Origin of the sequence: Leptolyngbya sp. FACHB-1624 (assembly GCF_047649235.1) — a bacterium.
Taxonomy (GTDB): Bacteria; Cyanobacteriota; Cyanobacteriia; order Leptolyngbyales; family Leptolyngbyaceae; genus Leptolyngbya; species Leptolyngbya boryana.
Genome location: NZ_CP180258.1, coordinates 4,250,879 through 4,269,032 on the forward strand (window position 1 = coordinate 4,250,879; position 18,154 = coordinate 4,269,032).

Here is an 18,154-nt window from a genome sequence, read left to right on the forward strand (position 1 = left end):
GCTCAAGCCATTTAATATGGGCAAGTTCTTGCTCAACCTAGCCCTCGTAAGCTTGCACTCTTAATTGGCATTAATAGCTATCTAGAAATGGGTGAACCAAGTGCGATCGACACTGAAGACATTGCTACCCTAGCACTCTTATTTGAAAATTAGAACGATAAAGGTGCAGAGCCAGAGCCACAAGTAATGATGGGATGAGCTCTGTCAGAATTGCGGGGGCTGACTTTGGGCATGGGAGGTGCGATCGTTGAAGCTCGAACGGACTGGCAAATCGTTGCAGCCGCGCCTAACTGTGTACTACCTTGATCTCTTGAAGGTTCTGAGGAGATGACTGCGATATAGCTTTTTATGCCTGCTTTTTTCGGACGAGCAATCAATACCAGTTGATTCCCTTTGGATGAAAGCTGAAAGCGGTAGTTTTGCGTTGATGTGGAATTTAGTCCAAGTTCAATCAGATGCTTTGCAAACTGATCAGTTTCAACTCGATGCAGAATTGCAGATTGGATCAAAGTTGTCATGACAAATTGCCCTTCACCAGAGTTAGATCGTTCTGCCTCTGACAGTTGGGTTAGAGGTACGATCGCTGTTTCTGAAACCTTTTGGAACTGTACTTCATCTCGAAAAGCGATTGGGCGCTTGCGAGAAGATTCTGTTGGGCGCAGTTGTAACTTCAAAGTTCGCGGATTCGGGATTTCTACAATCGTCTGAATCACGTTATGATCGCCCTCAAAGCTCAGATCGATATGCATGGGGTTAGGTTTTGGATCTAGCTGATAGTTCGCCCAATATGCTCGTAGTCCTTGCCGATTTCCAGCCGGAACAGCAACGACGAGTTTCCCGGTTGATGTAAAGCGAAAGATAAGTGGCATCGACATTTTCGTTTCTTTGTAAATCCCTTCCCAGCGTCCCACAATCTGCTGAGAGGCTTCGGAAGTGGGCTGTGCTCGTACAAGCGCGGGCAAGAGAACGAGACTACTGCAAATTGTGAACCAGTTGGCTAGTTTCATGTTTAGTCCTTAGAATACAGGTCAAGATGATTTCAAGTTCAGGGCTTGTTCTAGAAGCGCGATCGCTTTTGCGGTTTGCTTTTGATCTAGATAGAGATTCGCGATCGCAATCAAACTTTTCCGCATCGTATTTGTAGGACGAGAATACTTTGTAAGTAATTTCTGAGCTTCATCGGGTTGTTTTGCTGCAATCGCTTCTGAAACTACAAATTCAAGAATCGATGCTTTGAAATCGCAGTATTGATCAGGAATACGCTGGAGAAACTGATCGGCTTTCGCAAAGTTACGGGCGCGACTGTAAAACGTTGCTAGACTTCCCAAATTCATCACGATGGAACCTTCTCGCGATCGCTGAACTGGAACTGCTTCAATCTTTGATGAATTTCGCTGAGTTGGTTTGAAATCTGGGGCTTTGAGCCGGACATGCTCAAAGAATCGCCATAGTGCTGATTCATCCGGATTGGGTGCGTCGAGCAGTAGCGGATCAAACATTGAGAGACTGGTTTTTTGCGCTCGCGATAGTTTTTCAAAGTTCCGAGCCTGTTCATCTAACAATTGATTGGCTTGCTCAAGTTCACCTGCATCGGCGAATTGCACTGCGACTTTGTATCTGAGCGGTTGGATCTTTTGCTCAGTGATGAATGCTAATGCCTCTTTGAGTAACGGGCGTGATTTGGTGTAGTAGCCGACTTGATTCAGTACATAAGTTGTTTGCAGTAACAGCGTAATGTCCATATCCTGACCTCGCATCGCTGAAACAATGCGATCACTGATGGCGGTCTGATTCGCTTGTGCTGCTTTGTAGGTGATCAGCGCTTGCAGTTTTGGCTCTACAAAAGCTGAGATGGCAGCAGCCTTTCTCCATTGTTCTTTTTGAAGAAAATGATGGACAATCTTTTGAGCCGTTTCTCCTTGCAGTTGAGAATCTTTAATCGAGAGCAGAAATTTTTGGCTTTGTTGAGAATTACCTTGCTCTGCAAATTGTCGTGCGATCGCGGATCGAGTGACATCTTTAGCATGAAAACTAAAAGAGTCTGGATCAGCTTTATCAGAAAGTTTCTGGAGCAGATCTGAGACTGCTGTGAGATTGTTAATTGCAGCGTGAGCAAGAGCAAGGTGATGAGTCCAGTCAGGATGAGTCGAAAGTTGACCTGGTGCGATCTCGCTGTTTAGTTGATTGAGTTCAGTGAGTGCCCGTTTCGGCTGACCAATGTGTGCAAATTCCTGAGCAATTTTGATCCGACTTGATATATCCCGAGCGTCCGATGGCGCTTGCTTGGCTAAAAATTCTAACAGCGATCGCGCTGCCTCAAAATCTCCTGCCTGACGATAGACAACTGCCAAATTAACCCACTCAGAAAGCCGATCTTCTTCTGTCAGGAGCAATCGCATCTTTTCTGCAATTTTCCGAGTCTCAGGGCGATTCGGATAAAGCTCTGCAAGAACTATCCACCAAAGTAGTTTGCCGTTATTAATTGGAAGTCGGTCAACTACGTTCAGCATCCAATCAACCTGATTCTTCTCAGGTAAAGTACGCGTCGCAAGAAAAATCGCGTCGATATCTCCAAATCCAGTGAGTTCAAGCTTGGGCAGTTGTGCAGTCGCGGCAGCCTGATCTCCAGCCATCAAATACTGAATCATCACTAAGGTTGTGAGATCTTTCGGTTCTAACTTGAAGCGCGATCAAATCTGTTCATTTACCTGAGCGGCTCGGTTCGGTTGACCCGCTCTGAACAATGCTACTGCTATCTCCGCCATTTCTCTACTTTGCTGACTTTTAGCGATTTGAGAATCAGGAGATGGGTTAGAAACAGAAGCTCCATCAAGACCGACACAGGCTTGAGCAAGGCTGACCGTCGGAGTGCTAACGAAAGACAGCAAGGTCAGAAAGATGATAGAGAGAGGTTTATACATCGAGCATCGTGGATTACCTATGAATCGGTATAGAGTATTGCGATCGCGAGGAGATGCAGTTCAGAAATTTTCTTCTCAACGCACTTCCGAGTCCTTACAAATTGCTAGTATCGGTAGAACCTGGGCGAACTATTCACAATTTGTTCAACCTTGCAATCTTTTCCGCCAGCCGATTGACAGGCTCTACGAGCATTGCGTTCTGCTCGACGGCGCTTTTCATGAAAACCCTGATATAAAGTTCCTTTGCTGTCCTTCACAACCACCAAAAATCCATTGCTAAACTCATTGGCAAGACGACAATTTTGAAGTTTGGTCGTGCAGAGATTCATTGCATCAATTTTTGCTTGTTCTCGGCTGTTATACTCCGCTGTCCAAGCAAAATTGGGTCTACCATCCGGATAGTTTCCCCAAACGAGCGCACCATGAGAGTGCTTCCAGTACCCAGAGGGTCGAGAAGGTTGACTCGGAGCCGGATCATTCCCTGGGATTGGGGCACAACCGATCCATCCTGCATTGCCCCCACCTTGCTGATATGTCCCTGGAGGGCAAATATTTCCTGCGTGTGCTGGCACGTTCGAGATTACGGCACTGGTTAAGGTGACAGCGATCGAGAAAGCAGGCAAAGCGAGTTTTGTAGATAGAGAAGAGCATCTGACGAGATTCATGGATACTTCTGGAAATGAATGCAAGTTGATAATGATTAAAAGCAACTTGGGTTGCTCTTGTGTGGGTTTAAGTTCCACATTGAGGAAGGTTATGCAAGCTCACAGAAATTTAAGAAGGTCTACCCCGCTTTAGAGTTAGGTCATGCTCTCGTTTATTGGGGTAAAACCGCTTCTTTTCAGGAAATTGGTAGAACAGAGTGCCATGAATCCCTTGAGTCTCTGGTTTGTTCACGCGCCTCTTCCACATTCGAGCCAAAATCTGTTTGATCTCTTCATCATTTTCGATGTCTTCATTGAACTGAATGTCCTGCTCTGGTGCTGGAAAGATTTTGAGAAATTCCTCTTCAGTGACGGCGTAGATGTCGTAAGCACAGTTAAGTGCACAGTCAATGACCTGAATATTTTTCATGTTTGTTGTTGCCGAATTAATGAGCAGTAGAAACGTCAGCCTCAGTTGAGGTGAGTATTGCCACGATCTCTTGTGAGTAGGTATTGCATTTCGAGAGGTTATGCAAGCCCAATCTCACCCCTGCATAACCTCTCGATTCATGAACTCTAAACCTACACAAGGGAACCTCGAAAAATTCATTTCTGGACTACCGATGTCGTAGTATAGACGCAACACACCCAAGCGTAACTTTTACATGAGTATCATCGCTGCATTCCTGCCTGTTTTAGGCTACGATTTGAGCCTGATGACACACTAATCGCTTGAAATTGTAAGTCAGATGCTTCGGTCCCAAGTGAGCTGTTGCCGCATCCAGCCCAATCGAGCGCACAATCTTACCTCCCATTGTCATGATCCAGTTGCCAAAGACGTGTTCGACCTTGGCACGAACCCTGGAGCGCTCACGATTGTCTGCTTGCTGTTGTTCGGTCAGCGGATGATTGCGGTAAGCACGTTCATGAATGTGGCTCTCAAACTGCAACAGGTCAAGGACGGCTTCAATTACCTCAGACCGATACGCACTATCTCCCCACACCGCATCCGTTTCGTTGTCATCATCCAACAGTTGCTCCAGCATCTGAGAATCATGCACTGACGCATCCGTGACCGCATAACGCCGAATAAAACCATGCTCGACATCAATGCTGATGTGACTCTTGTAGCCGAAGTAGCTTTTGCCGTGCTTCTTTGTCCACCGTGCATCCAAGTCTCGCTGCTCAAACCGTTTCGGATGCTCGCTCCAACCAGTCGGAATCTCCCCTTGCTCTAGCTGTTCGGTATCCTCCTTGCGGTTGTGCTGTTTCGGAACCGGAATCAACGTCGCATCCACGATCTGCCCCCCTTTGGCTTGATACCCCTGGGTTCGCAGATATCCATCAAACTGCTCAAACAAGGCTTCAATCAGTCCCAACTCGCGCAACTGTTTGCGGAATAACCAAACACTCGTCGCATCCGGGACGACATCCCCGATGCTCAATCCCAAAAATCGCATGAATGAGAGTCGGTCATTCACTTGATACTCTAGTTCTTCATCACTAATGTTGTATAACTGCTGCAATATCAGCAGCTTGAACATCAAAATCACATCATGCGTTTTGCGTCCCGCTCTGCTCTTACGCGGCTTTTCATGCACCCGTTCTAGACTCGCTCGAAACGCTTCCCACTCAATTACTTCACCTAAGCGCACTAACAGGTCTTTCTTCTGTTCTAGTTTGGTCTGACGTTGTTCGATTCTCTCTTTGCCGAATCCTTGTCCCATTGGTGACATTCTCCAAGTGACGCTGCTTCTACCCTGACACTCTTTATCGCTATCTTCCCGGCTCTTAATCTAATTTTTCGAGGTGCCCACAAGAGAGTTACAGCCAAATCACAAGATTATGTCCGAACCTCAGAGGCGCTATTTTTCAGGCATTATGATCGCATTCCTTACAGTTTCGATCGGTCTTTCTGCTTGCACTCAAATTTCCCAACCTCCTGCGAAAGAGTCTCCCCAACCTCCTGCCAAAGATCTCCCATTCGTTGGAACACGATTCGTGAACTTTGAAGGTAAACCTGAAACGACAAAGCTGGTCGCGATCGCAATTGATGGAACGACTGTGATTCGATCGTTTGGCTCTGACCACCCAACAATTGATTACCGAGGGCAGTTCTCCAATCTGGTTCGTCTGAGCGATGGAAGCCGTTTCCAGTTCAAAAAAATCCAAGATCCTAAGACCAAGTTCCCTAAAAATGTGGTCACAAAGCTCTCTAAAAATGGTCAAATTGCGAAAGGATGCAAAACGAAAGAAGCAATGTGTGAGGCAGAACTAACCTCGTCTCTTTCATCGTCCGCTATCAAAGAGGGGCGCTATATTCAAAGCGGCACTGTTCATGCGATCGACATCAAAGGCAATCAGTATCGTCCTGTGATTGAGAGTGGCGCACTACCTTGGCGAGAACTATACGAATTGACTCCAATTCAACCGGGTGCCGTCTTCGATGGAAAAGCAGTTTGGTGTCTTCCGCCGAACAATCAACCTGGTCGTTGTACTGAAGCAGGTTGGAAGTCTGGATCAAGTTGATTGCATACCCTCTTGAGCGCAAAGTTATAAATTCTAAATGAGCAAGGCGCAATTTGGGAATGGCTCAAGTTAAAAAACTCGATGTATGTTGCCTATTGCTAGAGCAAGAGTCTAGTTCTACTAAGGTTCACCGATAAGAGTAAATCCTGCCCATTGTTTCGGCTCTGGATGTGTTTTGAGCATCATCAGCATTGCCTGTCGGAGAGCCTGTGCCTTATCGGGATTACGTTGGAGTTGTTGATAAAACTCTTTCATCAAATCTGCGGTCGGAGCATCAGGAATTGTCCAGAGCGAAACAACCACGCTAGGAACTCCGGCAGCAATGAACGATCGCGAGAGTCCAACAATACCATCTCCAGTAATTCTTCCTCGTCCAGTATCGCAAGCACTTAAAACAACTAGATCAGCACTGTGAAGTGGACTGAGGCAATCGCTTTAATGTTGACCTTGGTAAAAGAAGAACTTCAAGCCCAACGTGTGGTCAAGTTGGCGCTGGAGGTCGATTTATTACTAGGCACGAGATTAGCAGGTGCAGCTAGTCCGCAGTTTCACAAGAAGACTGTAGAGCTAACTAATCAATTAATAGACAGTCGAAATCTGCCAGAGTGGTTGAGAGTAGAGCTTTGGGGAAGAACACGATCGAAAGAAGTTCTTCCATCGCTTCTTCAAGCATTGAATAGTCAGGATATCAATGTCACCCGAATCGCTGCAAATTTTGTGGGACAGACTAGCGACCAAGCCGTAATTGATTTTCTTGTAAATAGATTAAAAGAGATTGATTCAGTATTTTTTGCTCAACTATCCTTTAGAGATAATGACCCAACAGCTGTTACCTGGATGGCTCATATTGAGGCATTAGCATATATCGCTCCACAGAAAGCAATCATTTTTCTTCGTAGTAAGCTACTGGCGGATCGAAGAAGCGGAAACGTCTTGATATGGACGGTAACTCAAGCACCAAGTCTACTTATGAAGCTTGATGGTCAAGCATGTCTCGAACTACTGATACATGAACTGAGAAATCCAGAAATTCAAAGCGATAAAAACTATCTATTCAATTTAGTTGGAGCAGCTGATAGAAACTCTCTTGAACCGTTTGTTCCCCAATTAGTAGAAATTTTAGAACAAGAACAAAATGTATCTATTCAGATACGCCTAATTGAGCTACTAGGGAAATCGACGAGTGAGCTTGTCACTCAGACACTAATTAATTTTGTCGCGCATCCTGACTCAAAACTTCGTGATGAAGTCAAAAAGAGGCTTATCAATAGAAGAATTGAAGATCAAAGCCGACTAGAACAATTGCTGACTCATAAAAATTCCGATATCGCTAGAACTGCTGCCTTCACTTTGGGCAGTCTGGGGAATACTTCCGCTCTCCCTACACTCGCTGAAGCGGTAAAGCTTGGGATGACTTCCGCAAAGCCTAACTTATCTATTAGACGTATTCAAAAATTAAATTAGGCAGAAAAAAGATGGTAAAACGGAATTTTTACCGCTCACCATCCCATGAAAAATCTATTTCATTATATCCAGACTTCTCCGCATCGCAGTCGCTCCCTTTTGGGAATTGAATATGAGCAATTGTCCTCGTTAATCAGCTATCTGCAACAGTTAGAAGCGGAATCCATTGCCCAACAGGATGCTCGCAAGATTCGAGTCAATGCTGCTGGCGCAGGTCGTCCCACCATGTTGAGGACTGAAACCGAGATCCTGCTGTGCTTGTACTACTTGCGACACTATCCGACCTTTGAAATTTTAGGTTTAACGTTTGAGGTGAGTTCGAGTCAAGCTCATGCCGTGACGCACTATTGGGTGGAGTTTTTGCGTCAAGCGCTGCCTGCGAGTCTGTGTGAGGAATTTGAGGATTGCGAGGCAGCTTGGTCAGTGATCACCGAGATGCTGGTGGAGTGGGAGTTGATTGTCGATAGCACTGAGCAGGTGCGTCAACGTCCGGGTGACTCAGACCTCCAGAAGCAACACTACTCTGGCAAAAAGAAGCAGACGACCTATAAACAATCGGTGATTGGCTTGCCCGATGGCAGCGATATTGTTGATGCCATCGTTGCTCATCCCGGTCCGAGTGCGGATGTCACCTTATTTCGGCAACAACAATCGCGGTTTCGCACCCAGCAGACCTTTGCGGGGGATAAAGCGTATCAAGGGGCAGACCGTACTCGCACCCCGCACAAGAAGCCCAAAGGACGTGAACTCAGTGAAGCTCAAACCGAAGCCAATCGCATTTTTGCAGGCGAACGGATTGTGATTGAACATCTGATGCGTCATCTGAAAATCTTCCGCGCTGCCAAAGAGGTGATGCGGTTGAGAAAAGACCATTATGCAGAGGTAATCCTAGCCATTTGTGGATTAGTGCCACTGCGATTAGGGGCGATTGAACTGCCTGTTTAAACAAGTAGGAAAAACTGGAGGTGATGCCAATGTAAGTCTTCAATCTTGAGAGTTCATTTCTAATAGAAACTGCCGCAAACCCGCAGGATTGCGTTCAGTAACTATCCTGGTAAGATCGCCCTCAAATTCAGGAGCAGTAACGCTTGTAAATTTCTGGAAAGGTCTATTGAGAAGGATAATTGGGCACATATCCGATTAATGGCTACTCAGGCTCTAGGATGTGTTAATCATGAAGAGGCGATCTCACACTTACTAATTGTTTTGCGTTCTGATGATAATTCAGACGTTCGTAGAGAAGCAGCATTTTCATTAAGTAATTTTGGCAGGCGAGAATCTATTCCAGAACTATTGATTGCTCTGAATAAAAGCTACTTCAGTCGGATACAAGCGATCAGATGCTTGGCAAAACTCAACGTGAAAGAACCCTTATGGAATATAGTTCAGTTAACAGAGGAAGGATGGCAAACTGCTGCTGTTGAGCTTGGTAAGCTCGGCAGAGCAGCAGTGCTGCCCTACCTGCGTCAAGCACTAATTGATGCAGGACAGGAATCAACAAACGAAGTGATTAAAATTCTATCTGAGTTGGCTGATCACGATATGTGCAATTGGCTGGTAGAAGCATTAGAAAACCCAGGGCAGTATAGAGCAGATCGATATTTCTCCAACAGGGTTGCTTTAGTTCTTGTTGGATGTCATCCCGAAATTGCGGCAAGCAAGTTACGAGTTTTGCAAAACATAGCTACCAGGAATTACATTGAGCAGATTGCTTGGGTAATTCCAACCATTCAAAGCCGCTACAAGTTTTACAATCACGAAGTTGCTCAAGGTCTTATTCCTTCAGGCAAAACCGTTGCTATCTACTTTTCCTATGCTTCAAACGATGAACTTCTACAAAATGAACTCGTTAAACATCTGGACGTACTCAAACGCCAAGACGCTATTACAAGCTGGGATCATCGTAAAATTCTCCCTGGAGAAGAGCGAGAACAAGTGATTAACGATCGCCTCAATACGGCTGATATCATTCTGCTGCTAATCAGCCCTGACTCAGTGGCAGATGACCATTGCTATGAAGTAGAAATTCGACGAGCGATCGCACGACACCAAGCAGGCGAGGCTCATGTTATCCCTATTTTGCTGCGTCCTGTGAACTTAACCGGAGAACTTTTTGGCAACATACCCGTCCTACCCAAAAACGGTCTGGCTGTCACTCTTTGGGACAATCAAGATGAAGTATTTCGAGCGATCGCAGCAGAAATTCAAGAAGTCGCAATCAGAATCAGCACAACAAAGAGCTAGAACTTGTCACGATTTAGATGCTCTACATCTAGCTTGGATGGGGCATGAATTATTTCCTAGTCCGCTAGCAAATCCGGTGGTGGTGTAATATATCCTTCTCCATCGTCCAGGTAATTGCGAAACAACGTCCTCGGATCATGCCCTAATCGACGCGCTACGATCGCTGGATTTTCCCCATACTCATAACTGATCGTTGCGGATGTTCGACGGCTCGTGTAGGGACGACGATAATCGATGCTCAATTTCTCCAGCACCGTTCTCCAAGCTCGCTTCGCAAAATTCCGGGTACTAATTATTTTCCCTCGTCGTGATGAAAAAATAGGAGCTTCGGGATCGACCTTGGCAGGGCGACGAGCCAGAAGCAATGCCTTGAGTCGATCTGGCAAAGGCAGAGATCGCGCCCGATACCGTTTCTCCGCCTTGCGATCTCCATCCACAGTTACGCTCTCACCAATCCAGACTGTTCCACAATCATCACTCACATGCTTCCATAACAGCGCAACCGCTTCGCCTGTCCGACATCCAATCGATAAGAAAAACTCCACGAAATCGCCATAGAAGCAATATTCAGGATCGGTGCGAAACCCCTGCACGATCATTTTAATTTCGTCACGAGTAAAGGGCTTCGGTTTCTGCTTGGGTGGCACTTTGAACGAGGACACGACAGGCAACCAAGGATTATCCGGGCACATCTTTTCTAAAACTGCCCAGTCCCAGCAAGCCGAAATAAGATACAGCTTATCTTTTACGGTAATTGGCTCTAGCTTCTCTGAGTTTGTCAGCCAGTCGCGAAATACAATCGTTTCAACTTGTCCGATCGCATTGGCAGGTTTCGCGCGGAAATGCTTCTTAAGATGTGACAGCAAGCCCCGGTACTTAATCAACGTGGACTTGTAAACGTGCGGCGTCTTCGCCTCCATATACCGTTCAAACAGAGCAACCACGGTCAGCCTTGTCGTCGATTGCTGCACACGGTACTTGTTGAGTGTGGGGTCGAAGTGATTGGTGGCTAAATCCTGCTCAATGATTTGGGCTTTCGTCTGAGCCACTTTTCGATTCACAGGGGTATCCGGCAGTCTTAAAGGCAGAACATAACGCCTGCCGTCGCCGCCTAATGATTTGATCCAGGACCAGCGCAATCGAAGGCGATCGCTTTGAACCAGAATTTCAACTTTTCCGGCTTGGGCTTTTGATTGGGGCATATTGGCACTCGCTGACTAGGGGGTAGTTTCGAGGCAATTTGAGTTCCAATCCAGTGCCAATTAACGCTCCAAATCGAGGTAAATCGTACTAGATTCTGTACCAATTCTACCGCAATGCCGAAGTCCCCTTTGCACGAGAAAAGCCCTGCAAGTATTGCCCTGCAAGGCTTTCATCTAATCGGAGCGGCGGGATTTGAACCCACGACCCCTACTACCCCAAGATCGGGGTCATCAGATAAAAGTGCTGTCTGCGAATGAGTTTGCGCGATCGCTTCCAAAAATCCCCCCAAACTTCCCCCAGTAGAGCCTTCAAAGGAAGAAAATTCTGATCGTTTCCACTTAGAGTCGGTATGCTTAGAATATAAGATCTATTACTATTTTTCCGAAAAAGCTCTGCGTTGAATTGGAATGCCGAAATCCATAACGTGCCAGCGTATTCGGTGGCAGATGCCGCTCGATACGTGCGAATGCCTCTGGGTACGCTGCGGTCGTGGATTAACGGGCGCTCTTATTCAACTCAAAAGGGGCAACAGCAATTTGAGCCACTGATTCAACGCCCTGATCCGAATCAGCCTGAACTCTCGTTTGCCAATCTTGTTGAAGCTCATGTTTTACGAGTCATTCGAGAAACGCATCAAATTAAGATCGATCGCGTTCGCAAGGCTTTAGATTATTTGAGTCAAGTCTTTGAGACTGATCATCTCTTGATCCAACGACAATGCGCGAAACCTTAAAATTTCTCCATTTTTATCAATCGAGCGATTAGCCAAAAAGCCGAAATTCGCAACGGTAAAATCTGGCTCCATCATGACGGACTCGATCACGGCATCACTGATTAACTTGTCACCGTGGGAGTTCCCAAAGATCACATTGTTCTCGCGTTTCATCCGCCCCACATTCGCCCACACATCGGATACGCAGTTGCCTGACCCAATCGATACTCTTTCTCTAGCGCAGCAAAATCGGTCAACCTTGATCTCGTTGGTTCCAAACTCGACGATCGCGATCGCGTTGGAGAAATCTTAACCGAAGCCCCCTCTCCACACATACCTCATGAAATTCCTTGAATCAGTGCAATTGATATCATAGAAGCTAAGGTCAACTGAGGTTGTGCGATGACATCGCCCTTTCCTGGGATGAATCCCTTTCTTGAAGATCCGGAATTCTGGTCGGCGGTGCATAACCGTCTCATTGTTGCCATTGCAGATGACCTGGTAGACCACCTCAGCGAAAAATACCGCGTTGAAATCGAGAAACGAACTTACTTCAGTAACGACGATGAAAGTTTGCTCGTTGGCATTCCCGATGTTTCAGTGGTGACAGGCAAAGTTGAATCAACCGCTTCAACCGCTCAGTCTTCGCTGTCTGTCTTGCCGGAAAAAGTGACCGTTCCCATCTTGGAAGAAGTGAATGAGCGATATCTGGAGATTCGTGAAGTGGCAACAGGAACCGTGGTGACAGTACTGGAGATCTTGTCTCCGAAGAACAAGCGATCGGGGGAAGGGAGAATCGCGTATGAACGCAAACGCAATCAAGTCTTAGCTAGTGCGACGAATCTGGTTGAGATTGATTTGCTTCGTGGCGGCAAACCGTTCCCGATCGCGAGTCAACATCTTGGAGACTACCGCATCTTAATCTGTCGCGGCAATGAGCGTCCGAGGTGTGATCTCTATGCTTTCGGCTTGCGTCAACCGATTCCAACAATTCCAATCCCGCTCGTTCCCGGTGAAGCAGAACCCATGCTCGACTTGCAATCTCTACTGCATCGAGTGTATGACAAGGGGCGATATCAGTTAGCCATCGACTACACTCGCCCGCTTCAACCGAAATTGTCTGAAGCCGACGGTCAGTGGGTCGAAACATTGCTCAGACGCTGATTTGGAATTGCTGCAATGCTCACAGGTGGATCTATGATCGGCAGAATGTTGTAAACGTGGAGGTCAAACCTGTCGATGAAGAACTATTCTGGTGCAGTCGCACAACTCCTCACCCTGGGAAGCGACCTGCCGATCGCGTCAACAGACTGGGCGGATTATGCTGCACGCGGCATCACGTCTGCCGACATTCCCAGTTTGATCGAGATGGCGACGGATGCAGAGCTTTACACATTGGATGAATATACCGAAGGCTGGGCAACGGTTCATGCATGGCGAGCCTTGGCGCAACTCAAAGCGGGTGATGCGGTCGAACCACTGCTTCAAACTTACGAACGGTTTGGAGAAGATGACGGATGGGGGAATGGTTCAGTGATGAATTACCTGAAGTATTTCTGCTGATGGGAGAGGCTGCCATTCCAGGCATCCGTCGCCATTTGAGTCGTCGCAATCCCTCCAAGGAGGCGAGTTATTCTGACTTTGTGGCAATCGAGGGACTAGAAAGAATCACGAAGGCGAATCCTAACTTGCAACCGCAGTGTATCGAGATTTGCACCGAGGAACTTCGGGATGCTTCCAAGCATCAATCAGATGTGAATGGATTTATGGTGGGAGTGCTGGCATCGCTCAAAGCGGTGGAGGCTGCTAGCGTGATTGAGCGGGCTTTTGCTGGCGGACATATCGACCCGTCTATCAGCGGAGATTGGGATGAAATTCAAGTGGATTTGGGACTAAAATCGTGGACAGAAGTGCGATCGCAATCTAGCTTCGTGGAGCCAGCGAGAGGGTATCGCTCTCCAGCACGATCGACAGAATTCAAAGGATTCTCTCAGAAGCCGTCCAACCCGAAACCCACCTCTCAAGGAAAAAATCGTAAAAAGAAGAAATAGACCGAAAGCGATCGGGCGAACGAGTGTTAGTCGATGGACAGATCACCCTTCAGAAGTCTCAAAGAACTACAATCTAAAGCGTTTCGATTAAACTTGATTGCTCGATTCGATTTGTGCTTGTGCCCATTCCAATTCTGACTTTGGGACCGGCGGAACAGCAGGCTGATGATAGTCAATTGCTTGATGATATCGTCCTCGACGATACACTAGGTCTAAAATCGATTGCATTGCCAGTGTCGGTTCTTCGTCATCGGGGAGCAATGGAATTCCGATCGTGGGCAACGGTTGCCGCAGTCCAGATGGATACAGTTCGGCCTGCATTGAAATCACGGGGTCTAGCTAGGGAGGATTGTCTTGATCCTCGTTGAACAGGGTGTCAAGATCCCGATAACCGCTGACTACACGGAAAATTTCGACTACTTCGTCGGTGACTCGATAGTTATTCTGAATCAAGCTTCGATAATCTTCGCCCCATTCTTTTCGGGGTTTGCCGAGATTGGGAAAGCTGGCGATATTGCGAAGTTTTTGGGTGAAGCGGCTCAAGAATTGGTCAGCTAGATCGAAGCCAGATGTCTCAGCAATCTGACGCAAAATCTCTTCGAGGTCTTGATTGGCTGGGGCAGTAATCTGATAACGGCGACTCATGAGGATGCCTGATTGCGCCAAGAGTCGAGTCTCTGTTTGAGAGCATTCATGGCGGTTTCACCGTCGATTAGATCGCCTCGATCAGCGGCGGCGGCTCCGATCATGACTTCTTGTTTGAGCTGCTGGCGGCGTTGGATATATTCGCGCAGCGCGGTTTCGACGATCGCTTCGGTGCTGGCTTCTTCGTCAAGAGCGATCGCAGCCTGTAAGAGTTCGCTGTTGATTTCTAGGGGAGTGTTCACTGGTATCTCCTCGATCTCTTTAGGGATTGAGCTTCCTCAAATATAGCTGATTCTAGCTGGCGAAATTAGATGGCAATCGTGCGGGCTTAGGATTCGTCTGCGGGAAATTTGGTGTTGTCGAATGCGGGAGCTTCGCTGTTGCCAAAGGCAATCGCGCCCAACAGTATGAGTGTCGTTTTCTCAATTTCAGTTAAACCAATAGTCCCCGTAATATTCATTTCCCTATAGGGGCGATCTCGTACTATTCGCATATACGCAGCAGTTGGGAGATGCCAAATCTCGATCGTCGTCGGACTGCTGCCCCGATCGAGGAACGACTGACAGATGAGCTTGCGACAACGCCTCAAGGGAGAAGTGCTACGATTGTTCGGGCGTAGAGAGAGTCGTTGAACAGTGCTGTATTCAAATGTGGATAGGAGTCTCTCAGCGTCCGGTTGTTCTATGTTTAAAGTCAAGCACGGCAGAGTTACTTATGCTACCTTAGTGAAGCTTTAAAGTTGCGAAATTATGGTTCTACCGCCTGTCATACAGCGTCCAGATAAGTTGCCTCTTAATGATTCTGCCTTTTCGTGGGATCGCTTTGAATCTTTCTGTCTTGATTTTGTCGCCGGGCTACCTGAGATTAAGAGTTGCCACCGATATGGCAAACAAGGAGACTGTCAGCAAGGAATTGACTTGATCGCTGAATTAGAGAATGGTGAGCAATGGGCTTTTCAATGTAAGCAATATGAGAAGTTTACGGAAAGGAAGGCAAAGCAAGCTATTCAAACAGCAACATATCAAGCCGACCGCTACACTCTATTACTATCATGCGAAGCAACAGCTAAGGTGCGTGATGCCATTAATTCTACTTCTTCTTGGAGTCTGTGAGATGTGCAGGACGTGTCTCAAAAAGTAAGGAATCTTCCACAAAAAGCCGCTTGTCGTATTCTTGAAACTCATTTTGGCTCTATATGGAGTGAAGCGTTTTTGGGAGTTACTGAACCTATTAGTTCTGTCCCACTTACACAAGAGCGAGCTACTATAGTCGAAAAGTATAGAAACTGGCTTAAAGGAATTACATCCTCTCTAATTGTCCCAGGAATTCAAGAAAACCTTTCAATAGTAGAAGATTGGCTCTCATTGCAGACAAAACAGCATGGTGAAAAACAGGAATCTTTTGAGGCAAAGTATATCCCGGAGCTTTATCCACTGAGTGTCGTGACAGGTGAACCAGGTAGCGGCAAAAGTACTTTGATCAAGTATCTATCACATCGTTTGTCTGGTGCTGGAAAAATAGTTCTGAGAGTTCGACTTCCATCCGTCCGTAAAATACTGTCTATTTGTAGTTCGTTTGATGACGCAATTCTGCAAGATGCGATTAGCACCTCTTCCCTCAGCAAAGAGCAAGCACAGTTTGCACTCAGTAACCCTGATTATTTATTCGCTGATGGACTAGATGAGTGTGAAGACGATCGAGCGAACATAGCGGAGAAACTAAGATTTTGGGCAAGTGGACACTCTACAACTAGAATTATTGTAACGACGCGATTCGGCTATGAGCCAGAGCTTTTTCCTGACTGGCAATCTCTAAATCTACTACCTTTACAATCTTCAGAAATTCTTATATTTGCTAATCGATTGTTGGGTGACCCATCGAATGAAAAGGAATTTAAGAGTTGGCTTGAGACCAACGGAACCTTGTCACTTGCAGCAAAGAATCCTTTGTTACTAGGATTTTTAATTCAAATCTTTCAGCCACAAGCAGAATCAATTCAGAATCGTGCAGAACTCTATGGGAAGATTATCGAACTTGCTTATAAACGTCCTTTACAGGATAGAGAAACAATCACTCTTAGGGAATCAACTGCGAAGCGTATTCTTGAGATAGCAGGATGGAAATTGCTATATAGCCCTACCTGTTCTGAAAGTGAGCTTAGACACGCTGTAGGAAAACAATTAGCAAGTGAGTTAGGCATAAGTTCACTGCACGCGCAAAATCAAGCGGAAGATGGAATAAGATTCTGGGAGCAGCGGCGCATCTTTGAGCGTATCAGAATTGGCTGTGTTGATTCAATTGCATTCATCCATCGCACAATCAACGAGTATGCCGCAGGGCGCTATGCTTCAGAGATGGAGCCAGAGAAACTCTATCAATGGATAGTAGAGGTCAGACAAAATCCTGCATGGCAAGAGACAATATTGTTTGCTGCTCAATTGGACGAGACGGAAGCAATTCTTCGGCATCTACTAGAACTAGATAGTCAAGACATAGCTAGCTCAACAGAAATTTTGTTAGCTGCAATGGCACTGGAAAAAGCTGTCAATCCGTCTACTAAGTTAATAGAAGAAGTTATTAATCGACTAGCACAAAAACTAGAGTGTCCCTCATCCTCCATTTTCGAGGTGGCTGAAATTTTGCTTTCTTTAACTTCACAATTCCCAATTTTAATTGGTAGCTCCGCGCAATCTCTCTGTAAATATCCTGAAACGCGAACACAACGAACTGCGATGAGGCTTGCTCTTGCTTGTGGTGATCAATATGTTTATATACCCACATTGGAAGAACAGATAGATATTATTATTTCCAATACTGAGCAAAACATTGCAAAATCTAAAGTGATGTCAGAGCGGAATAAATCTGAAGCACTTATATTAGAAGTCTCATCTCGAATTCCTGATGAGAACTTTTCAATTCCAATTCTACTTGAGGGTTTTAGATTTTTAGTGAAGTACAAGCCAACTCTTGAAACTGCTCAGCGGATTGTAAAAGTTCATTCGCAAGGACAATTATCTATTGAAAATTATAGAAATTTAGCGCAAATTTGGGAAGATTTGCTGGCATCAAAAAGAGAAGATGATCTTAAAGAGTGGTCTAGAGTAGAATTTGAATATTATTTCAAATCACCCTTCAAAGACATTAAAACTTTAGAGATTAAACATCAGTCTCCACAACAAGTTTGGCAACAGGTAAAGAGATCTGAGCAGGTATTTCTAGAGGCAATTCTTCGCATAGCTAATGATGCTTCAATAGCACAGCAGTCACAGGAATTTATCTATTTAGGTGTTCTTTTCCAAGGGATGAACTGGTGGGAAGCTCCTTCTCATGCATGGGCAGGTTTGGGTCTAAGTCAAGATTTAGAGGCTGTAGATGCTGTGCTTAGGGGTGCGAGCATTGCAATGGAGCTTGATCCTCAAAAATTAGCAGCAGAAGCAAAGACACTTTTAGGACAAACTCATCTTGATGATCCTGAAATCAAGATCAATAACACGATTTTCGGTAAGCTTCCTAGAGTGCCTGCCATCCCAAAATGGGAGCGCGTTAAACACATTGAGCTTTCTATACAAATGCTGAAGGACGCTCTAGATCATCCTTCAGCACTTATCAAGTACAACGCTGGTCTAATTCTTGTGCAGAAAATTGGAGAAGCTGAAACGCTCAAAATCATGAGCGCAAAAAACATATTGAACGTAGAGTGAAGCTTTCCCACAGTTCTGATAGGCTGAAAGCAGATGCTCA

The 18,154-nt window shown here is 46.0% G+C and carries 22 protein-coding genes and 1 pseudogene; 11 read left to right on the forward strand and 12 right to left on the reverse strand.

Annotated elements, in window-relative coordinates; genetic code table 11:
* Nucleotides 1–149: 149 nt before the first annotated feature.
* The 6 genes from ACMUEV_RS20150 to ACMUEV_RS20175 all read right to left on the reverse strand — a co-directional run bounded on the left by ACMUEV_RS20150 (nt 150) and on the right by ACMUEV_RS20175 (nt 5,292).
* Nucleotides 150–1,007: a type IV pilin-like G/H family protein gene (locus ACMUEV_RS20150; RefSeq protein WP_190649195.1), complete on the reverse strand. Its 858-nt coding sequence runs from the start codon at nt 1,005–1,007 to the stop codon at nt 150–152.
* 21 nt (nt 1,008–1,028) lie between these two features.
* A complete protein-coding gene (locus ACMUEV_RS20155; RefSeq protein ID WP_190649198.1) occupies nt 1,029–2,648 on the reverse strand; it encodes a tetratricopeptide repeat protein in 1,620 nt (539 codons plus the stop codon).
* Between the two features lie 42 nt (nt 2,649–2,690).
* The gene (locus ACMUEV_RS20160) at nt 2,691–2,921 is read right to left on the reverse strand and encodes a hypothetical protein (protein ID WP_190649201.1); all 231 of its coding nucleotides are present in this window, start codon (nt 2,919–2,921) and stop codon (nt 2,691–2,693) included.
* A 104-nt stretch (nt 2,922–3,025) separates the two neighbouring features.
* On the reverse strand, nt 3,026–3,586 hold the full coding sequence (locus tag ACMUEV_RS20165; protein ID WP_190649203.1) for a DUF4189 domain-containing protein: 561 nt from the start codon (nt 3,584–3,586) through the stop codon (nt 3,026–3,028).
* 109 nt (nt 3,587–3,695) lie between these two features.
* Nucleotides 3,696–3,995 (reverse strand): hypothetical protein, encoded by a 300-nt coding sequence (locus ACMUEV_RS20170; protein ID WP_190649206.1) that lies wholly within the window; start codon nt 3,993–3,995, stop codon nt 3,696–3,698.
* Nucleotides 3,996–4,260: 265 nt separating this feature from the next.
* Entirely contained in the window at nt 4,261–5,292 is a 1,032-nt protein-coding gene (locus ACMUEV_RS20175; RefSeq protein ID WP_415354662.1) for an IS5 family transposase, read from the reverse strand.
* A 118-nt stretch (nt 5,293–5,410) separates the two neighbouring features.
* Between ACMUEV_RS20175 and ACMUEV_RS20180 the strand changes: the two genes are divergently transcribed.
* A complete protein-coding gene (locus ACMUEV_RS20180; RefSeq protein WP_190653556.1) occupies nt 5,411–6,094 on the forward strand; it encodes a hypothetical protein in 684 nt (227 codons plus the stop codon).
* A gap of 120 nt (nt 6,095–6,214) precedes the next feature.
* Here the strand turns inward: ACMUEV_RS20180 and ACMUEV_RS20185 are convergent, their stop codons facing one another.
* Complete coding sequence (locus ACMUEV_RS20185; RefSeq protein ID WP_415354792.1) at nt 6,215–6,457, reverse strand: CHAT domain-containing protein; 243 nt, start codon at nt 6,455–6,457, stop codon at nt 6,215–6,217.
* Nucleotides 6,458–6,505: 48 nt separating this feature from the next.
* Between ACMUEV_RS20185 and ACMUEV_RS20190 the strand changes: the two genes are divergently transcribed.
* From ACMUEV_RS20190 to ACMUEV_RS20205, 4 genes and pseudogenes are all read left to right on the forward strand, one after another.
* A complete protein-coding gene (locus ACMUEV_RS20190) occupies nt 6,506–7,558 on the forward strand; it encodes a HEAT repeat domain-containing protein (RefSeq protein ID WP_348251662.1) in 1,053 nt (350 codons plus the stop codon).
* A gap of 45 nt (nt 7,559–7,603) precedes the next feature.
* Nucleotides 7,604–8,503, forward strand: coding sequence for a transposase (locus ACMUEV_RS20195; protein WP_415354616.1), 900 nt, complete (start codon nt 7,604–7,606; stop codon nt 8,501–8,503).
* Between the two features lie 114 nt (nt 8,504–8,617).
* Nucleotides 8,618–8,908, forward strand: a pseudogene (locus ACMUEV_RS20200) (HEAT repeat domain-containing protein); the annotation flags it as partial.
* Nucleotides 8,909–8,917: 9 nt separating this feature from the next.
* The gene (locus ACMUEV_RS20205; protein WP_190651725.1) at nt 8,918–9,802 is read left to right on the forward strand and encodes a TIR domain-containing protein; all 885 of its coding nucleotides are present in this window, start codon (nt 8,918–8,920) and stop codon (nt 9,800–9,802) included.
* Nucleotides 9,803–9,858: 56 nt separating this feature from the next.
* Here the strand turns inward: ACMUEV_RS20205 and ACMUEV_RS20210 are convergent, their stop codons facing one another.
* Nucleotides 9,859–11,004 carry a tyrosine-type recombinase/integrase gene (locus ACMUEV_RS20210; protein WP_190651724.1) on the reverse strand — a complete coding sequence of 382 codons (1,146 nt, stop codon included), beginning with the start codon at nt 11,002–11,004 and terminating at the stop codon, nt 9,859–9,861.
* Nucleotides 11,005–11,429: 425 nt separating this feature from the next.
* Here ACMUEV_RS20210 and ACMUEV_RS20215 point away from each other — a divergent pair, with 425 nt between their 5' ends.
* Nucleotides 11,430–11,738, forward strand: a complete 309-nt coding sequence (locus tag ACMUEV_RS20215) for a hypothetical protein (RefSeq protein ID WP_190651722.1) — start codon at nt 11,430–11,432, stop codon at nt 11,736–11,738.
* 149 nt (nt 11,739–11,887) lie between these two features.
* Here the strand turns inward: ACMUEV_RS20215 and ACMUEV_RS20220 are convergent, their stop codons facing one another.
* The gene (locus ACMUEV_RS20220; protein ID WP_190651720.1) at nt 11,888–12,052 is read right to left on the reverse strand and encodes a hypothetical protein; all 165 of its coding nucleotides are present in this window, start codon (nt 12,050–12,052) and stop codon (nt 11,888–11,890) included.
* 67 nt (nt 12,053–12,119) lie between these two features.
* Here ACMUEV_RS20220 and ACMUEV_RS20225 point away from each other — a divergent pair, with 67 nt between their 5' ends.
* The 3 genes from ACMUEV_RS20225 to ACMUEV_RS20235 all read left to right on the forward strand — a co-directional run bounded on the left by ACMUEV_RS20225 (nt 12,120) and on the right by ACMUEV_RS20235 (nt 13,768).
* Nucleotides 12,120–12,881, forward strand: a complete 762-nt coding sequence (locus ACMUEV_RS20225; protein ID WP_190651718.1) for a DUF4058 family protein — start codon at nt 12,120–12,122, stop codon at nt 12,879–12,881.
* A gap of 75 nt (nt 12,882–12,956) precedes the next feature.
* A complete protein-coding gene (locus tag ACMUEV_RS20230) occupies nt 12,957–13,280 on the forward strand; it encodes a hypothetical protein (protein WP_190651716.1) in 324 nt (107 codons plus the stop codon).
* Entirely contained in the window at nt 13,235–13,768 is a 534-nt protein-coding gene (locus tag ACMUEV_RS20235; RefSeq protein WP_190651714.1) for a hypothetical protein, read from the forward strand. The genes ACMUEV_RS20230 and ACMUEV_RS20235 overlap by 46 nt, the downstream gene beginning before the upstream one ends.
* Nucleotides 13,769–13,855: 87 nt before the next feature.
* Here ACMUEV_RS20235 and ACMUEV_RS20240 read toward each other — a convergent pair whose 3' ends face one another.
* The 3 genes from ACMUEV_RS20240 to ACMUEV_RS20250 are packed head-to-tail and all read right to left on the reverse strand — an operon-like array spanning nt 13,856 to nt 14,655.
* Nucleotides 13,856–14,089, reverse strand: coding sequence for a DUF4058 family protein (locus ACMUEV_RS20240; RefSeq protein WP_190651712.1), 234 nt, complete (start codon nt 14,087–14,089; stop codon nt 13,856–13,858).
* An 18-nt stretch (nt 14,090–14,107) separates the two neighbouring features.
* The gene (locus ACMUEV_RS20245; protein ID WP_190651711.1) at nt 14,108–14,413 is read right to left on the reverse strand and encodes a type II toxin-antitoxin system RelE/ParE family toxin; all 306 of its coding nucleotides are present in this window, start codon (nt 14,411–14,413) and stop codon (nt 14,108–14,110) included.
* Complete coding sequence (locus ACMUEV_RS20250) at nt 14,410–14,655, reverse strand: type II toxin-antitoxin system VapB family antitoxin (protein WP_190651709.1); 246 nt, start codon at nt 14,653–14,655, stop codon at nt 14,410–14,412. Before ACMUEV_RS20250 ends, ACMUEV_RS20245 begins: the two co-directional genes overlap by 4 nt.
* A 507-nt stretch (nt 14,656–15,162) precedes the next feature.
* Between ACMUEV_RS20250 and ACMUEV_RS20255 the strand changes: the two genes are divergently transcribed.
* Entirely contained in the window at nt 15,163–15,525 is a 363-nt protein-coding gene (locus ACMUEV_RS20255; protein WP_190651707.1) for a restriction endonuclease, read from the forward strand.
* Between the two features lie 12 nt (nt 15,526–15,537).
* Nucleotides 15,538–18,114, forward strand: coding sequence for an NACHT domain-containing protein (locus ACMUEV_RS20260; RefSeq protein ID WP_190651705.1), 2,577 nt, complete (start codon nt 15,538–15,540; stop codon nt 18,112–18,114).
* The last annotated feature ends 40 nt before the right edge of the window (nt 18,115–18,154 follow it).